This is a genomic window from Burkholderia sp. Bp8984, from assembly GCF_003853755.1.
Taxonomy (GTDB): Bacteria; Pseudomonadota; Gammaproteobacteria; order Burkholderiales; family Burkholderiaceae; genus Burkholderia.
In genome coordinates this window covers 69,042-83,545 of sequence record NZ_QTQN01000035.1, presented here as the reverse complement: position 1 = coordinate 83,545, position 14,504 = coordinate 69,042, and the positions used below count along the sequence as shown (strand labels likewise).

Below are 14,504 nucleotides of genomic sequence, written 5' to 3'. Positions count from 1 at the left end.
GCCGTTGCCGCCTGGTGGGCGCTCACCGGCCTGCTCGTGACGACGTTCGCGTTCCTCGGCGTCAACATGTTCCTGTCGGGGCTGCACAGTTACGGGCAACTCTGAAGCATGCTGGGCGTTTCCTACCGTGTTCTACCCATGCACTTCGGCGAGCATTACCCCTACCCGCCGCGGGCGTGCCGGACCAGAATGTCCGAACGGGCATCGCCGCATTCCGGATGCGACGCAGGAGGAGCAGCCATGAGACGCGTCTATTTTCTGTTGCCGACGGCGCAATGCGCGCGGTCGATCGTCGGCGAGCTGCTGTCGCTGCGAATCGAGTGGCGACATATCCATTGCCTCGCGAATCACGATGTCTGGCGCGACGACTTGCCGGAAGCCACGCTGGTGCAACGCAGCGACCTGCTGCCGTCGCTCGCGCGCGGCACCGCGGTCGGCTCCGCGACCGGCATGCTGATGGGGCTGATCCTGCTGCTGGTCCAGCCCGAGGGTTTGCCGATCGGCGGCGGCATCGTCGTGGCGATCACGCTGTTCGGCGCGGCCTTCGGCGCATGGGTGGCGACGATGATCGGCATCGACATGCCGAGCACGCGCCTGAAGCGTTTCGAGGAGGGCATCGAGCATGGCGAGCTGCTGATGATGATCGACGTGCCGACCGACCGCGTTCGCGAGATCGAAGACGCGATCAGGCTTCACCATAGGGATGCGCATCTGCAGGGAGAGGATCCGACTGTCCCGGCATTTCCATGAGTGGCGGGGCCGGCCGAATGCCGGCCGCTACGGCGCTACACGTTGCCGGACGCCATCGCTTCATGGCGCCCGGCAACGCGCCGTGCGCGCGATGCCGGCAGCATTGCCGCGCGCAGGCTGCCGCGGGTCGCGCGTGTTTCGCGTTTTTCCGCGTTTTTCAATTCGCGGCGAGCAGCCGCTTGTAGCGCGCGAGCACGCGCGGCACGTACTCGCGCGTCTGCGGCATCGCCGGGATGCGATACCCGGCCCGAATCACGGCATTCTCTCCGGCGTTGTACGCAGCGAGCGTGAGTTCGACGTTTTCCTTGAACAGGTCGAGCAGGAAGCGCAGATACCGTGCGCCGGTCAGCACGTTGGCGCGCGGATCGAACATGTCGCCGCCCGAGAAGCGCCGGGCCGTTTCCGGCATCAGTTGCATGAGCCCGAGCGCGCCCTTGTCCGATACCGCCTTCGGGTTGTATCCCGATTCGACGTCGATCACGGCGCGAAGGAGTTCGGGCGGAACGTTGAACGACCGGCTCGCTTCGGCGATCACGTCCTCGAACGACGACGCGACGACGTGTTTCGGCGCGACACGCTTTGTCGTGGATGCGGCCGGCCTGGCGGCTGGCCTCGCGGCCGCGACGATCACTTTCAGATTGACCGTGGTGGGCACGTTGGTCAGGACGATGACCCCGTTCTTCGCCACCATGCCGAATATCTGCGCGTGAGCGGCGCACGACCATGCCGAGCCGATTCCCGCGCATGCGGCGACGACGATGGTCTTTCGTAATCCGGACGAAGGTTGGCAGTGCATCTTTCAGGCCTCCTGCATCTGCATTTTCGTGGTCGGTTGATCGCATCGACAATGGGGCATCCTCCTACAATTCGATGCCGGCGGAGACGCTGCCGCGGTGGCGGTGCAAAACTGTTACACAAGGAATCGCCGGTAGGATCCGGTAATCCGGCGAAGTTGACGATCCTTACGCGGAACAGTTGTTTTCTGCTCGATGCAACCGTGGTTGCAGAAGAAATCATTTCTCGCGCGGCGAAAGCGATCGGATAGTCCCGCCATCCGTAGTCTTACTGATGCGACGCACCACCCCGAAACGATTCACGCCTGAAACATTCCCGTCGTCGCACGACGTTTCCGCAGATGCATGCCCGGCGCGGGCGCTCGCGCGCGGCGCGGTGGCGCGATCCTTGCTCCGACGAGGAGCGTGGCCAATCGCTCGCGAGGCGGGCCACCAGACCGGACCGAGGAAATCATCAGAAAGGGCGTCCGGCACCGTGCAACCGAGGCATCGATGTCCAACGGGGGTGCAAGCGCGGGAACACTTGGGGGAAGTCGTGAATACTAAATATCGCGTGATAATTGCAGAAGATCACGATCTGCTGAGAAACGGGCTCCGGTCGATGCTTTGCGCACAAGGCGATTACGAAGTCGTCGGCGAAGCGCGGGACGGCAAGGAGGCATGCCATCAGGCAATGACGCTCGCGCCGGACCTGATCCTGATGGATCTGTCGATGCGCGGGATGAACGGCATCGATGCGAGCGCGACGATCAAGCGTCGAACGCCGTCCGTCCGGATCGTCGCGCTCACGGTGCACCAGAGCGAAGAGTATGTGCGCGAGGCGCTGCGCGCGGGTGTCGACGGCTACGTGCTCAAGGACGTTTCGTTCGACGAATTGCTGCTGGCGATGCGCATGGTCATGCAGGGGAAGAAGCACCTGAGTGCCGACGTGTACGGCTACATGGTCGACTCGTTCGTCAGCGGTCGCGAAATGCCCGCGCCGAAAAAGGCGTGGGACATCCTGACCGCACGCGAACGCAGCGTGCTGAAACTGATCGCGGAAGGACGCACCAACCGGCAGGTCGGTCAGTACCTGAACCTGAGCCCGAAGACGATCGAGAAGTACCGGGCGAGCATGATGCACAAGCTCCATCTCGCGAATCTGACGGAGCTGGTGCTCGTCGCGATGAACATGGGTCTGTTGACGACACTCGCGGCGAAATGCGCGGAGCCGAACGTGGACGAGGTGTCGACGCACGCAGTCGCCGACGGCGTGCAGGCGGCAGGCGCCGTCGCGCGGCTGGACGACTATCCGGCGGGCGGCGTGAAGGGCTGAGCGTGGCTGCGCGTCAGAGCGGCCAGGTTGCCGAGACGCGCGTACCCGTCGCGGCGGACGACTGGATCGCAAACGTGCCGCCGTGCGCCTCGATGCGGTGCTGCATGCCGATCAGGCCGAGCCCGGCCGTGCGCGCGTCGTCCGTCGAAAGCGGGCGACGTTCGTAGCCGACGCCGTCGTCGTCGATCGTCAGCATCAGGCTGCCGGCATCGTGTTGCAGGCTGAGCACGATCTCGGTGGCCTGTGCATGCTTGACGATGTTGTGGAGTGCCTCCTGCGCGACTCTGAACGCGTCGGCCTTCAGATGATCCGGTATGTCGTCGTCGTCGACGTCGCAATTGAACTCCACCGACAGCGGGTCCGCGTCGCGCTCGATGCGCCGGCACAGCGAAGCGAGCGCGGCCGGCAGTCCGAGCTTGTCGAGTATCGGCGGCCTCAGTTCGCCGCAGATCTGGCGGACTTCGCCGATCGTCTCGCGAATGCGCAGCACGGCGTCGTCGAGCAGCGTCGTCGCGTCCGCGATCTCGCCGCGGCGAATGCGCATGAGCGCGTCCTCGTTCATCAGCTTGATGAGCGTCAGCGCCTGGCCGAGCCCGTCGTGCAATTCCGCGGCAAGCCGATGCCGCTCCTTCTGCTGGCCCATCAGGAGATAGGAGTTGCAGGCGTGCACGCCCGCATCGTTCGCCGCGGCGCCGCGCCGTTCGGGCTCGGGCGTCGACGGTTCCTCGAACAGCGTCAGCGACAGGTGCGTGTCGGGAAGTGCCTGCTGATGTACGACGAATCGCGCGGGATGGCCGCTTCGCCCGCTGAGCATTGCAGTGAACGAATGATGCTGAAGGGCGACGCTCGTGGACAGCTCGCCCGCCAGCTCGGCGTGGGCGTCGTCGGGCGCCAGGTCGGACAGATGCCGGCCGACGAGTTCGGCGGCCGTGTAGCCGAACACTGCCGCGGCACTGCGATTGACCGATACGAAGGTGCCGTCGTCGGCGAGAATGGCGAGCGCCGCTCCACGCGCATCGGTGACGACAGCACTGCGGCGATCATCGGGACGCACCGCGCTGCGCAGCTTGCGCATCGCATCGATCAGATCGAGCAGCCTGATTCGTGGTCCTTCCGGCTGGCGTTCAGTCATGGTATCTCCCGAAGCGCAGTTTTCAGGAAACCGTAAGGTTTCGATCATTCTAGGACGTGACCGACTCGGCCCGCAACATGGGGATTTCGCGCGTAAGTCTTGGGGAAATACCTTCCGTATGCAACGGGAAATCCCGCCAAGCGGGCATGTCCTACCGGCCTTTGGGGGGCGTCATCCCATGACGCTCTCGACCGGATTCATGACACTTCAGTGGCGGGGCACGGAATTGTCCGCTGCCTGGGCGCGTCTCAGGGAGGCTGGTATGAACAGGATCGGAAGATCGACGATGGGCGCACTCGTGGTCGCGGGCGTTGCGCTTGCCGCGACGCCCGCGTGGTGTGCGCCCGATGGCAGCGCGATCGAGAACGCCGGCGGTGCGGCCGCGGAAAACGCTGCCGCGAGCACGAGCGTCACGGAGAATGGTGCGCCGGATGCCGTCGAGAGCATGACGGGAATGACCATGCAGAACGGTGTCGAAGATCCCGCCGGAAACACCGCCGACAGCGCGGCGACGCACGCCGCGGAGCACGCGATGGAGCCCGCCACCGAGCCCGCGATGCAGCCCGCCGCGGAGCAGGCGACGGAGCCCGCAACCGAGCCCATGACGCAGCCCGCCGCGGCGCCCGCCAACGATAGCCCCGCCGCGCCCGCACCGGCCGCACCCGCCGCAAAACCGGCGGACAAGGCCGCCTCGCAGATGACCGACGGCGCGACCGAAGGCGCCGGCATGCACATGCATCATCACGCCGTGATGCCGGGCACCGTGCACACGATGGTCCAGTATGCCGAGCCGTCGGTCCAGCTCGTGCGCGACGACGGCCGGACCGTCTCGCTGGCCAAGGAACTGGACGACGGCCGGCCGGTGATCCTGACATTCATCTACACCAGTTGCACGACCATCTGCCCGATGATCAGCCAGACGCTCGAGCAGCTGCAGGGCGAACTCGGCGCCGACCGCGACAAGGTGCACATCATGTCGATCTCGATCGATCCGGAAGCGGACACGCCCGAGCGGCTCAGGACCTACGCGGCACGCTTCGAAGCCGGCCCCGAATGGCAGCACTACACCGGTACCGTCGATGCGAGCGTCGCCGCGCAACGCGCGTTCAACGTGTATCGCGGCGACAAGATGAACCACACGCCGGTGACGTTCGTGCGGGCCGCGCCGGGCCAGCCGTGGCTGCGTATCGACGGCTTCGCGACGCCGACCGAGCTGCTCGCGGCCTATCGCGATGTCGTCGCGTCCAACTAGGTATCGCGTCTCTGAAAGGAGCGTCGAAATTGGACAACAAGCACCGTGTGCTGATCGTCGAGGATCAGCATCTGTTGCGGGTCGGCCTGAGTCACCTGGTTTCCGAGCTGGCCGACTACTGCATCGTCGGCGCGGCGAGCGGCGGGGTCGAGGCCTGCCGTCTCGCCGAGAAGACGCGGCCCGACCTGATCCTGATGGATCTGTCCATGCCGGGCGGCAGCGGCTTCGAAGCGATCGCGACGATCAAGCGCGACGTGCCGCATGCGCGGATCATCGTCCTCACGGTTCATCGCAGCGAAGACAACGTCAGGGAAGCGTTTGCCGCTGGCGCGGACGGCTACGTGGTCAAGGATTCGCCGTTCGCCGACCTGGTGCGCGAGATGCGCTTCGTGATGCAGGGCAAGTGCGTGGTCAGCCTCGACGCCTATCGCGCCCGCGCCGGCCTGCACGGGCTGCACGACGCGAACGCGCACCGGGCGCGATTGTGGAATGCGCTGACGAATCGCGAGCGCACGGTGTTGCGCCTCGTCGTCGAAGGGCACACGAGCCGGCAGGTCGGCGAGTGCCTGAAGGTCAGCCCGAAAACGGTGGACAAGCACCGCGCCAATCTCATGCGCAAGCTCGGCGTCGTGAACCTGACCGGCCTCGTTCACTTCGCGATCGACGTCGGCGTGCTCGCGCTGAACGACGACGACCGTGTGTAAATCCCCTCCATTCGGGCAGGGCCCAACAGGGGGGGATTTACCCATGGGGATGGACGGCACTCCCTACTTCTGACCCGTACCGGCGTGAACAAGAATGCAATCAACGGCATCGGCGGCGCCGGTGCCGCGGGTCGATACAGGGAGGCAGCCGTGAGCCACGAATCGTTCTCGATCCCGGCCGACGGGCCGGGCTGGCGGCAGCGTGACGAGCGACGCGTGTGCCGCGCGTGTGTGAGTCGCGGCTTCACGCTGCTCGAGCTGCTCGTCGTGATGGTCATCATCGGATTGCTGGCAGGGCTCGTGGCGCCACGGTATTTCGAACAGGTCGGCAAGTCCAACGTCAAGATCGCGCGTGCGCAGATCGTGTCGCTCGGCCAGGCGCTGGATCAATACCGGCTCGACGTCGGTACCTATCCGACGACCGAGGAGGGGCTCGATGCGCTCGTGAACAAGCCGCAAAGCGCATCGCGGTGGAGCGGTCCCTATCTGCAGAAGGCCGTCCCGGTGGATCCGTGGGACCGGCCCTATCAGTATCGTTCACCCGGCGAGCACGGCGACTACGACCTGTTCTCGCTCGGCAAGGACGGGCGCGGCGGCGGTACCGGCGAGAACGTGACGATCTCGTCGTGGTAGGGGCGCATGGCCGCGGTCGCGGCGCGCGTCGTGAGCAGCTCGCAAGGAGGTTCGACGTGAAATTCGTGCTGCATGTATTCGATACGAGCGGCTCGGTGCAGACGCTTCGCATCGACAGCGATTCGCCGGCGAACGCGGCCTCGCTCGCGCGTGCGCGCGGCCTTCGCGTCGTATCGGTCAGCACGGACGCCGGGCGGCAGCGGCGCGGCGCGAACCGGCTCGGCATGCCGCGTGCGCGGTTCGACGTCGACATGTTCGCGCGCGAGCTGGCGGCGCTGCTCGATGCGGGTGTCGGCCTCGTCGACGCGTTGCGCACGCTCGGCGGCAACGCGCGGCGCGAGGCGTCCGCACAGGTGTGCCGAGATCTGCTGCGGCAGCTCGAGGAAGGGCAGTCGTTGTCGGCGGCGCTCGAGCACGCGAGCCCGATCTTTCCGCCGGTGCTGGTGGCCTGCGTGAAGGCGAGCGAGCAGACCGGCGGCCTGGCCGACAGCCTGACGCGCTATTCGCACAACAGCGCGACGCTGCGCGAGTTGCGCGCGCGGGTCGTGTCGGCGGCGATCTACCCGACGGTGCTGCTGTTCGTCGGTGCGGCCGTCGTGCTGTTCCTGCTCGGCTTCGTGGTGCCGCGCTTCGCGACGCTGCTCGAACACAGCGGCCGCGAGCTGCCGCTGATGTCGCGGCTGCTGATGGCGTGGGGCGGCATGGTGCACGCGCACGGCACCGAGCTGGCCGGCGGCCTCGCGGTGCTGGCGGTGGCCGCCGGTATCGCGCTGCGGCGGCCGGCGCTGCGCATCTGGCTCGCGGATCGGCTGCTGGCGCTGCCCGGCATCGGGCAACACTTCCGCGTGTTTCGCCAGTCGCAGTTCTATCGCACGACGGCGATGCTGGTCGACGGCGGCATTCCCGCCATTCGCGCGTTCGATCTCGCACGCGGCCTCGTCGGCCGCGCGGACCAGGCTGCGCTTGCGCGCGCGCTGCAGCAGGTCCGCAACGGCGCGAAGATGTCCGACGCGTTCCAGCAGGCCGGTCTCGCGAATGCGATCGGCTACCGCCTGCTGACGGTGGCCGAGAAGACCGGCGGGCTCGGGCCCGTCCTCGACCGGATCGCCGCGTTTCAGGAAGCGCAGGTGTCGCGCACGATCGACCTGATTTCGCGGCTGATCGAACCCATGATGATGATCGTGATCGGCGTGGTGATCGGCGGCATCGTCGTGTTGATGTACATGCCGATCTTCGAGATCGCGTCGAGCATTCAGTAGCCGCCCCGGAGACGCGCGTGGACACCCTCACATCCTCCCCCGACAACCCGCCCGACGCGGACGCCGAACTGCGCGACCTGCTGCGCACGCTCGGCGAGCGGCACGGTTCGGGCCTGCGCGCGCTCGAGGCATTGACGGCGCAGACGGCGCTGGGCGCGGACGAGATGCGCGAGCGGCTCGCGTCGCAATTCCGGATGAAGCCGATCGGCATGCGCGAACTGAACCGCCTGGTGCCGGATTTCGAGCTGGTGCCGTTCGTCGAGGCAACCGCGCGGCTTTGCGTGTGCCTGCGCGATCCCGACTGCGGCGCGCTGCTGTTCGCGATCGCCGATCCGCTCGATGCCCGCACGCGCGGCTGGATCGAGCACCGGATGCGTGCGCACCCGGCGCTGCCGTACGGATGGGCGCTCGCGAGCGCGGGCGACCTGGGCGCCTATCTCGCCGTGCGGGAGAAGGACATCCGCGCGATGGATTCGCTCGCGTTCGACGATCCGATCCAGAGTGCGCCCGATCCGGCGTCGCTCGCGTTGACGCTGCAGGGCATCAGCAGCGACGACAGCCCGGTGGTGCGTCTGCTCAACTCGACGATCTACGACGCGCTCAAGATGCTGGCGAGCGACATCCACCTCGAATGCCGGGCGAACGGCTTGATGATCAAGTGCCGGGTCGATGGCGTGCTGACGGTGGTGGGGCGCGTCGAGGGCCGCGACGTCGCGGACCAGGTGCTGTCGCGCGTGAAGGTGATCTCCGAGCTCGATATCGCGGAGCGCCGCATTCCGCAGGACGGGCGCTTCAAGGCGATGTACGCCGGACGCGAGATCGATTTTCGCGTATCGATCATGCCGAACCAGTTCGGCGAGGACGCGGTGTTGCGGATTCTCGACCGCTACCAGCTGTCCCAGGCGTCGGGCGGCCTGACGCTCGAGGCGCTGGGGTTCCAGCCCGCCGACACGCGCTTCATGCGGTCGGTCGCGTCGATGCCGTACGGGATGCTGCTCGTCACGGGCCCCACCGGCAGCGGCAAGACCACGACGCTTTATGCAATCCTCACCGAAATCAACAACGGGCTCGAGAAGATCGTGACGATCGAGGATCCGGTCGAATACCAGCTCGGCGAGATCCTGCAGATACCGGTCAACGAGGCGAAGGGCCTGACGTTCGCGCGCGGCTTGCGGTCGATCCTGCGGCACGATCCGGACAAGATCATGGTCGGCGAAATCCGCGATCCCGAAACCGCGCAGATCGCCGTGCAGGCCGCGCTGACCGGCCACCAGGTGTTCACCACCGTGCATGCGAACAACGTGTTCGACGTGATCGGCCGATTCACGAACATGGAGGTCGATCCGTACAGCTTCGTATCGGCGCTGAACGGCGTGATCGCGCAGCGGCTGCTGCGCCAGTGCTGTCCGGACTGCCTGGACGAGGACACGGTCGACGCGGATGCGCTCGCCCGCTCGGGTATCGACCCGGACACGGCCGGCAGCTACCTGTTTCGCCGCGGTACCGGGTGCGCGATGTGCCGCGGCAGCGGCTATCGCGGCCGGCGCGCGATCGCGGAGGCGCTGCGCATGAACGACGAACTGCGGCAACTGCTGTCGGAGCGCGCGCCGCTCGGGCACATCAAGGCGGCGGCGCTGCGCTACGGCATGACGACGTTGCGCGCATCGGCGATCGACCTGGTGAGGCGCGGCGAAACGACGCTCGAGGAGATCAATCGTGTCACCATGGTCGAATGATCGGCTCGCGATCGGCGTCGGCACGCGCGAGATCGTCGTCGGCGTCCGCCCGCGCGCACTGTGGCGGCCGGGCCGGCGCGGGTTCGCCGCAGATCCGCTCAGCGTCGTCATCCCCGACGAACGGTTCGGGAGCGAGACGGGGGTGCTCGACGCGCTGGCTGCCGCGCTGGCCGCGACGGCCACGACAGCCGGCAGCGACGGCAAAGCGAAGCGGCCGCCCGCGCGCGGCGCGCACATCGTGCTCGACGATTTCTGGTGTTGCCATGCGATCCTGCGCGGCGACTTCCGCGCGCTGCACGCGCGCGAGCTCGAGGACATCGCGCTCGCGCATTTCTCCGACACCTACGGGGTCGCCGCCGAGTCGCTGGTCACGCGCTTCGACGTGCGGCGCGGCGGCCGTGTGCTCTTTGCCAGCGCGCTGCCGCGCACGCTGTACGACGGCATCCTCGGGACGGGCGCAGCCGGCGACGTCCGCATCCGCTGCCTGCGCGCGGGGCTTCCGGAGACGCTCGATCGGGTCGCGGTGAAGCCGGACGGCGACGCGATGCTGCTCGTCATCGGCGAGGCGTTGCTGCAGGCGGTCATGATCGAGCGCGGCGAGTGGACCGCGTACGACGCGCAGCGCCTCTTTCCGGGCGAGTCCGGCGATGCGTCGAGGCTTGCCGAACTCGCCGAGCAGCTGTTCGAGCGCTCGGCGACGCGCACGGGCCTGACGCGCGACGACTGCAAGGTCTATCTGTGCGGCGTCGACACGGATGCCGCGCCGTTCGAGGCGCGTTTTGCCGCGGCCGTGCTGCCGGGCCGCGCGGCGCTCGACGGTTCGCCTGCGCGCCGGTTGCTGGAGTACGCATCATGAGCCGCACGCTCGACATCGATTTTTGCCGGCGCCGCGCCCGCATCGGCGTGAGCGGCGCGATCCTGCTCGGCGTCGCCGCGCTGCTGTGGGGCGCGTGCGCCGTCCGGCTCTGGCACGCGTATGCGGAGAACGATCGCATCCGGGACGCGCTGGCGCTCGTCCAGCATCGCACGTTCGCGCAACAACACGTCGTGAAGCCGCCGCCGACCGCGGCCGCGCGGCTCGCGGAAAAGCAGAGCCAGGCCGTGCTGCGCGAACTGACCGTGCCGTGGCAGACGCTCTTCTCGATCGTCGAAGACTATCCGGGCCATGACGTCGCACTGATCGGCATCGACCAGAACCCGGCACAGGGCCAGATTCGCATCACGGCCGAAGCGAAGGACCCGGACGCGATGATCGCGTACCTGAAGTACTTGCAGACGAGCGACGTGCTGCGCGAGGCGACGCTCAACGGCCACCTCGTCGAGGAGAACGTGGCGGGAAAGCCGGTGCGTTTCCAGATCACGGCCGTCTGGAGGAAATCATGAAAGCCGATCGTTTCGCGGACCGCCTGCTCACGCTTCGGTTCGCGTGGCGCCGTGCATTCGGCTTGCCGGGGCTCGCCGGGATCCTGATGCTCGGTGCCGCGGGCATCACGTATGCGGCGCTCGCCGGCGTGGAGGCCGACACGCGCGCGATGCGGGCGCCGGCGGGCGTCGTGCGCGCCGCACGCGGCCATCGTCCGGCCGACGTGCGCGGCACGGCGGCGGACGCGACGACGCTCGACACGTTGCCGGCGCTCTTTCCGCGCTTTTCGCAAAGCGCGGACGACATCGCGTCGATCTTCGAGCAGGCGCGCGACAGCCATCTGGCGCTCGGCTCCGCCGAGTACCAGATGACGACCGAGTCGGGGGCGCGCTTCACGCGCTACCAGGTGCTGCTGCCCGTGAAGGATCAGTACGGCGCGATCCGGCATTTTCTCGCGTCGGTGCTGAACCACGTGCCGAACGCGGCGCTGCAGGAAATCCACGTCGAGCGTCCGGCGGTGGGCAGCAGCATTCTCGACGCGCGGGTTCGTTTCGAACTCGTCTACCGGAGTGCCCAGCCATGATCTCCGCCGTCATGAAACCCGCGTCGCGCAATCGACTCGTGCTCGTGCTCTTGCTGGGCTGCCTCGTCGTCGCCGGTACCGGATATCGCGTGCTGGTGGCGGCGATGCAGCAGCCGGCTCCGGCCGCCGCAAGCGGCATCGTCCATCGCGACGGTGCGCGCGTGGCGCCCGCGCCGGCACGCGCACGCGCAGGCCTTGCGGCGGCCTCGCATGCCGCGGCGCCTGCGCCCGCGTCGTTGCCCGAGGCGCATGACGTACCCGCGCCGCATGACGCGGCGGCGACCGCGCGGGAACAGCTCGCCGCATTGCGTGCGCCCGTGTCCGTCGAAGCTGCGCACGATCCCTTCACGGCGTCGTCATGGCTGCCGCCGCCGCCGGTCGAGCCGCCGCTGCCGGAAACGCGTCCGGCGCCGCCGACCGCGCCGCCGGTGCCGTTCATCTATCTCGGCCAGCAGGATGCCAAGTCGGCGAAGCCGCAAGTGTTTCTCGGCAACGGAGACCAGTTGCTGATCGTTTCGCCGGGCGATGTGATCGACAGCCAGTATCGCGTCGAGTCGGTGTCCGAGTCGAACGTGGTGCTCACCTATCTGCCGCTGAACCAGATCCAGATGGTGCCCATTTCAGTGGAAGGAAAGTAAATGGAAACCGTACTGACACGGGATGTGCGCCGCAACGGGGACGGCGGCCCGTCGACACGCCTTTGCGCCGTCACCCCGGCCGGTGCGCGACCCGCACCGGCGCCCCGCTGCGCGACGCAACGCGCGCTGGCGATCGCCGTGGCGCTGCTCGCGTGCGGCGGTTGCGCGCATGTGCCGAACCTTCAGGACGATCCGACCAATGCGCAGGTGAAGATCGACGCCTTGCACGAGCGCAACGACGCGGTCGGCCAGCTGCTCGACAACGCGGACGCGTTTCGTCAGCAGAACGAATTCGACGACGCGGCGCGCTCCGTCTACATGGCGAAGCAGCTCGATCCGACCAGCGAGCGCGCGCGCCGGATCGGCGCGATGATCGACCAGGACCGCAAGCATCTCGCGATCCTGCAGGAAGCGGACCGCATGATGAAGCGCGGTTCGTACGCGCAGGCCGCCGAACGCGTGCATCGCGTGCTGGTCGAGGATCCGGCCAACGCGATGGCGATGCGGATGCAGGCGGAACTCGACGAAAAGCGCCGCCAGCAACACGCGGACCGCGACGACAAGCTCGCGGCGTCGTCGATCATGCGCACGCCTGTGTCGCTGCAGTTCCGCGACGCGAACGTGCGGATGGTGTTCGAGGCCTTGTCGCGCACGTCCGGGCTGAACGTCATTTTCGATCGCGACGTGCGCGCCGACCTGAAGACGACGATCTTCGTGCAGAACGCGTCGCTGCAGGACACGGTCGACATGATCCTGTTGCAGAACCAGCTCGACAAGAAGCAGATGAATGCGAACACGCTGTTCATCTACCCGGCGACGCCGGCCAAGGAGCTCGAATACCAGGAGCTCAAGGTGCGCACGTTCCAGCTGTCGAACGTCGATGCGAAGCAGATCCAGTCGCTGCTGAAGAGCCTGCTGAAGGTGAAGGAGGCCGTGATCGACGAGCGCGCGAACTCGGTGACGATCCGCGGCACGCCGGACACGATCAAGGTCGCCGAGGAAATGATCACCGCCCAGGACTTGCCGGAGCCGGAGGTGATGCTCGAGGTCGAGGTGCTGGAGGTATCGCACGACCGGATATCGCAACTCGGCATCAACTGGCCCAACTCGTTTACGGTGTCGACGCCGAGTTCGGCCGATACCTGGGGCGTGCTGCATCATCTGCCGATCAATGCGCTGAACGTGAGCGGCCTGTCGGCCACCGCGGACTTCAAGCTGACCGATACCGACGCGAACCTGCTCGCGAGCCCGCGCATCCGTGCGCGCAACAAGGAGAAGGCGCGCATCATGATCGGCGACAAGGTGCCGGTGATTTCGAGCTCGAGCACGCCGAGCACCAGTGGCCCGTCATTTACGCAGATGATCCAGTACCTCGACGTGGGCATCAAGCTCGAGGTCGAGCCGCAGGTTTATCGCGACGGCGACGTCGGCATCAAGCTGAATCTCGAAGTCAGCAACATCACCAACACGATCTCGAGCGGCAACTCGCAGGGGCTGAGCTCGCTCGCGTATCAGATCGGCACGCGCAGCGCGTCGACCAGCCTGCGGCTTCGGGACGGCGAAACGCAGATCATGGGCGGCCTGATTTCGGACGAGGACCGCCGCAACGCGAACAAGGTGCCGGGTCTCGGCCAGTTGCCGGTGCTCGGCCGCCTGTTCTCGGATCACGGCGGCGATCACAAGAAGACCGAGATCGTGCTGCAGATCACGCCGCATATCGTCCGGCCGCAGGTTGCGGCGGATGCGGACACGCAGGAAGTGTGGTCGGGCACCGACGTCAACGTGCATGCCGACCAGCTGCGACTCGACCCGGTGGCGCTGAATGCGGAGGCGCCCGCGGCGACGGACGCGAAGGCGCCGGCGGCGCCAGAGGCGAAGGCACCCGCGGCGCCGGAGGCGAAGGTCGTTCCGGGCAGCGTGGGCGGCGGGACGTCGGGCGGCGCGGCGCCGTCGCCGCTGGAGGCCGCGGCGAACCGTGCGCAGCCATCGCCGCAGAGCGGCGCGTTCGGGCAGCTGCCGGCCGCACCGCGCACGACACCGCCGCCCGACCCGTACGGCGGGCGGTTCGCGCGGCCACAGCCGGCGTTGCCCGCGCCGGCGGCCGGGACCGCCGCGGCGGAGCAGCCGGCTGGCGGCGCGGCGCAGGCGGCCGCGCCTGCGGGCAATGAAGTGGCGCCCGCGCCGGGCACCACCGTGACGCCGGTTGCGTCGCCGGCACCGGCCGAGCAGGCGGCCGCGGCGGCCAATGCGCCGGCCGCCGCGCCGGCGTCGCCCGCTCCGACGCTGCAGATGCCGGCGGGCGATATCCCGAACGAAAACCCGCTTCGCCCGATCGGGAAGTGAGC

At 67.6% G+C, this 14,504-nt stretch carries 14 protein-coding genes; 12 read left to right on the top strand and 2 right to left on the bottom strand.

Annotated elements, in window-relative coordinates:
* Positions 1–240: 240 nt before the first annotated feature.
* Entirely contained in the window at positions 241–750 is a 510-nt protein-coding gene (locus DID98_RS28600; protein ID WP_124571836.1) for a DUF1269 domain-containing protein, read from the top strand.
* A 157-nt stretch (positions 751–907) separates the two neighbouring features.
* Here the strand turns inward: DID98_RS28600 and DID98_RS28595 are convergent, their stop codons facing one another.
* Entirely contained in the window at positions 908–1,546 is a 639-nt protein-coding gene (locus DID98_RS28595; RefSeq protein ID WP_124571833.1) for a lytic transglycosylase domain-containing protein, read from the bottom strand.
* 533 nt (positions 1,547–2,079) lie between these two features.
* Here DID98_RS28595 and DID98_RS28590 point away from each other — a divergent pair.
* Positions 2,080–2,859, top strand: a complete 780-nt coding sequence (locus tag DID98_RS28590) for a response regulator transcription factor (RefSeq protein WP_044849151.1) — start codon at positions 2,080–2,082, stop codon at positions 2,857–2,859.
* A 13-nt stretch (positions 2,860–2,872) separates the two neighbouring features.
* On the opposite strand, the gene DID98_RS28585 is transcribed toward DID98_RS28590, so the two are convergent.
* Positions 2,873–3,991 carry an ATP-binding protein gene (locus DID98_RS28585; RefSeq protein ID WP_124571832.1) on the bottom strand — a complete coding sequence of 373 codons (1,119 nt, stop codon included), beginning with the start codon at positions 3,989–3,991 and terminating at the stop codon, positions 2,873–2,875.
* Positions 3,992–4,592: 601 nt separating this feature from the next.
* Here DID98_RS28585 and DID98_RS28575 point away from each other — a divergent pair.
* The 10 genes from DID98_RS28575 to DID98_RS28530 all read left to right on the top strand — a co-directional run bounded on the left by DID98_RS28575 (position 4,593) and on the right by DID98_RS28530 (position 14,502).
* Positions 4,593–5,243 (top strand): SCO family protein, encoded by a 651-nt coding sequence (locus DID98_RS28575; protein ID WP_409362346.1) that lies wholly within the window; start codon positions 4,593–4,595, stop codon positions 5,241–5,243.
* 29 nt (positions 5,244–5,272) lie between these two features.
* On the top strand, positions 5,273–5,947 hold the full coding sequence (locus tag DID98_RS28570; protein WP_124571829.1) for a response regulator transcription factor: 675 nt from the start codon (positions 5,273–5,275) through the stop codon (positions 5,945–5,947).
* 216 nt (positions 5,948–6,163) lie between these two features.
* Positions 6,164–6,580: a type II secretion system major pseudopilin GspG gene (gene gspG, locus DID98_RS28565; protein WP_260428118.1), complete on the top strand. Its 417-nt coding sequence runs from the start codon at positions 6,164–6,166 to the stop codon at positions 6,578–6,580.
* Between the two features lie 56 nt (positions 6,581–6,636).
* Entirely contained in the window at positions 6,637–7,839 is a 1,203-nt protein-coding gene (locus DID98_RS28560; RefSeq protein WP_044849144.1) for a type II secretion system F family protein, read from the top strand.
* Positions 7,840–7,856: 17 nt separating this feature from the next.
* On the top strand, positions 7,857–9,575 hold the full coding sequence (locus DID98_RS28555; RefSeq protein ID WP_124571827.1) for a GspE/PulE family protein: 1,719 nt from the start codon (positions 7,857–7,859) through the stop codon (positions 9,573–9,575).
* The gene (locus tag DID98_RS28550) at positions 9,556–10,431 is read left to right on the top strand and encodes a hypothetical protein (RefSeq protein ID WP_124571826.1); all 876 of its coding nucleotides are present in this window, start codon (positions 9,556–9,558) and stop codon (positions 10,429–10,431) included. The genes DID98_RS28555 and DID98_RS28550 overlap by 20 nt, the downstream gene beginning before the upstream one ends.
* Positions 10,428–10,958 carry a membrane protein gene (locus DID98_RS28545; RefSeq protein ID WP_044849141.1) on the top strand — a complete coding sequence of 177 codons (531 nt, stop codon included), beginning with the start codon at positions 10,428–10,430 and terminating at the stop codon, positions 10,956–10,958. Before DID98_RS28550 ends, DID98_RS28545 begins: the two co-directional genes overlap by 4 nt.
* The gene (locus DID98_RS28540) at positions 10,955–11,521 is read left to right on the top strand and encodes a hypothetical protein (protein ID WP_124571825.1); all 567 of its coding nucleotides are present in this window, start codon (positions 10,955–10,957) and stop codon (positions 11,519–11,521) included. The genes DID98_RS28545 and DID98_RS28540 overlap by 4 nt, the downstream gene beginning before the upstream one ends.
* A complete protein-coding gene (locus DID98_RS28535; protein ID WP_124571824.1) occupies positions 11,518–12,159 on the top strand; it encodes a hypothetical protein in 642 nt (213 codons plus the stop codon). The genes DID98_RS28540 and DID98_RS28535 overlap by 4 nt, the downstream gene beginning before the upstream one ends.
* Positions 12,160–14,502: a type IV pilus secretin PilQ gene (locus DID98_RS28530; RefSeq protein WP_124487513.1), complete on the top strand. Its 2,343-nt coding sequence runs from the start codon at positions 12,160–12,162 to the stop codon at positions 14,500–14,502. It abuts the gene before it with no gap.
* Positions 14,503–14,504: the final 2 nt, after the last annotated feature.

Bases quoted from the DNA above. Each gene is read 5' to 3' on its own strand.
- DID98_RS28600 (WP_124571836.1), top strand. From the start codon at position 241: ATGAGACGCGTCTATTTTCTGTTGCCGACGGCGCAATGCGCGCGGTCG.
- DID98_RS28595 (WP_124571833.1), bottom strand. From the start codon at position 1,546: ATGCACTGCCAACCTTCGTCCGGATTACGAAAGACCATCGTCGTCGCC.
- DID98_RS28585 (WP_124571832.1), bottom strand. From the start codon at position 3,991: ATGACTGAACGCCAGCCGGAAGGACCACGAATCAGGCTGCTCGATCTG.
- DID98_RS28575 (WP_409362346.1), top strand. From the start codon at position 4,593: ATGACGCAGCCCGCCGCGGCGCCCGCCAACGATAGCCCCGCCGCGCCC.
- DID98_RS28545 (WP_044849141.1), top strand. From the start codon at position 10,428: ATGAGCCGCACGCTCGACATCGATTTTTGCCGGCGCCGCGCCCGCATC.
- DID98_RS28540 (WP_124571825.1), top strand. From the start codon at position 10,955: ATGAAAGCCGATCGTTTCGCGGACCGCCTGCTCACGCTTCGGTTCGCG.
- DID98_RS28535 (WP_124571824.1), top strand. From the start codon at position 11,518: ATGATCTCCGCCGTCATGAAACCCGCGTCGCGCAATCGACTCGTGCTC.
- DID98_RS28530 (WP_124487513.1), top strand. From the start codon at position 12,160: ATGGAAACCGTACTGACACGGGATGTGCGCCGCAACGGGGACGGCGGC.